This window comes from Actinomyces polynesiensis (genome assembly GCF_000820725.1).
Taxonomy (GTDB): Bacteria; Actinomycetota; Actinomycetes; order Actinomycetales; family Actinomycetaceae; genus Pauljensenia; species Pauljensenia polynesiensis.
In genome coordinates, this window is record NZ_CCXH01000228.1 from 1 (window position 1) to 1,695 (window position 1,695).

Here is a 1,695-nt window from a genome sequence, read left to right on the forward strand (position 1 = left end):
GGGGGTGGGGGGCGTCAACACCCCCACCCACACCACCCCCGGGGTGTCGGTGGGAGAAGGGCAACCCGAGACCGCAGGCACTGAGCAATCCCCACGGTGTGGCGGGGAATGGTCACACACATGAACACGATGCACTGACAAGCACAAATCTGAAACACTCCCGATCTCGCACAGTGCGGGGCGGGTAGCGGTTCCCTGATCACGGGATGGTGACCCATGCGACGCAGAACTGACAAGCTCCCTGCCGAACGGACGAGCATTCACATGAGCGGCCGTCGCACCCTTCGGCGCGCTGCTGCCCTCGGCCTGGCCGCCGTGATTGCCTCGACGGGTGTCGTGGTTGGTGCCGGTGGGGCCATTGCCGATGACGGCACCGCCGGTTCCGATGCGCAGTCAGGAACAGGGAGTGTGGTTTCCGTCCCGGAGCCGACCACCTCTGGCTCCGACTTGGCAGTGTCCGGAGACCAGGAGACGGCGGAGTCGGATGGCGCGGTCCAGCCACAGGAGGCGACCCCGTTGACGACGTCGGACTCGGCCACCGCGACAGCGCCCGTTGCCTTCGTGTCGAACCTCCCGGTCATCGACATCACGCTCGCCGACACCACGCTCGGGAAGGTCAACTCGGGGTCCAAGGACGCGAAGTACAAGGCGGCGGTGAGCCTCGCAGATCCTTCTGCTGCTTCCAATGCGCTGACTGGACTCTCGGCTGAGTTCAAGGGCCGCGGGAACTTCACATGGACCTTGGAGAAGCGTGCCTACCAGATCAAGTTCGACAAGAAGACCGATGTGCTCGGCATGGGCAAGGCGAAGGCGTGGGTCCTGCTGGCCAACCACGCCGATCCGTCGATGCTCCGGAACAAGGTCGCCTTCGACGTTGCTGATGCCGTCGGCCTGCGTGACACCTCGAAGTCGAGGTACGTCGACCTGAGGGTCGACAACACCTACATCGGCACCTACCAGTTGACCGAGAAGGTCGAGGTGGGGGAGAACCGGCTTGAGCTCAAGGACCCCAATGGGGTCCTGGTGGAGTTGGACAACAACAACTACATGGAGGAGCCCTTCCGCTTCCAGACTCCGAACAGCGGAACCCACTTCGTCCTCAAGGACTACAAGTCCGATCTCAATGACGATGACACGTTGTCGCCTGCGGTGAAGGTGGGCTGGGACGACATCAGGTCGGACATCAACAAGCTGGATGGTTTGTTGTATGCGTCGAGTCCGAACTGGTCTGAGATCTCGAAGATCATTGATGTGGACTCGTTCGTCAGGTACTACTACGTTGCGGAGCTCACCGAGAACGGCGAGATCGCCATGTCGTCGGTGTACTTCTACAAGGATGGCGTCGGCGACAAGCTCCACATCGGACCGGCGTGGGACTACGACGTCTCCATGGGCAACTTCTCCATGGTGGACCGCGGATCTGACCCGTACACGAACTACGTCAAGAATGTCCGGTGGTTGCGTGGGAAGGGCACCGATTGGTATGCCCAGTTGCTCAGGAACCCGCAGTTCGTCCGGGCAGTCGACGCCTCGTACGACGAACTGGCGGCACCTGCCTACGGTGCTGTCGTCTCGGGCCTGAAGGAGCAGGGCAACCAGATCGACGCCTCTGCGACGAAGAACTTCGCGAAGTGGTCCAATGTCCTGGGACGGACATCAGTCCTTCCCTCCAACACCCGCGTCATTTCGAAGACG

At 61.8% G+C, this 1,695-nt stretch carries 1 protein-coding gene; it reads left to right on the forward strand.

The annotated features are described in order from the left end of the window. Nucleotides 1-516: 516 nt before the first annotated feature. A partial coding sequence (locus TA90_RS09740; protein WP_187120128.1) for a CotH kinase family protein occupies nt 517-1,695 on the forward strand: 1,179 nt, incomplete at its 3' end.